The sequence below is a fragment of the Aquimarina sp. U1-2 genome (genome assembly GCF_017897595.1).
GTDB lineage: Bacteria > Bacteroidota > Bacteroidia > Flavobacteriales > Flavobacteriaceae > Aquimarina.
Genome location: NZ_JAGKIK010000133.1, coordinates 1 through 337, shown reverse-complemented (window position 1 = coordinate 337; position 337 = coordinate 1). Strand labels below are relative to the sequence as shown.

At 35.3% G+C, this 337-nt stretch carries 1 protein-coding gene; it reads left to right on the top strand.

What is annotated here, in order from left to right; all coding sequences use genetic code 11:
• Nucleotides 1-64 precede the first annotated feature (64 nt).
• Nucleotides 65-337 (top strand): SH3 domain-containing protein (locus J8281_RS19355; RefSeq protein ID WP_210199277.1); only part of this gene is annotated, 273 nt, incomplete at its 3' end.

Sequence of the window (337 nt, the reverse complement as noted above, 5' to 3'; positions counted from 1 at the left end):
AGACCTGACCCTTGTGGTAACGCTCAAAATACATACGCAACAGGTAACATAAAACAAAAAAACAATGAAAACATATATTTATATAATAGCTGTATTAATAGGGTTTAATGCAGTTAACGCACAAGAGATTAGATACGTAAACGCTGATAATGGCCTATTTTTAAGGGAAACACCTAATCAAGGATCAAAGCGTGTGGATAAATTAGTTTACGGTACCGCTCTGGAAGTTACTGAACGCACCAATTTAAAGCTTGATGTTAAAGACGATAATACTGTTATTTCAGGGGAATGGGTAAAGGTTACCTGTACGGATGATTTATATAATAACAGAACAGGC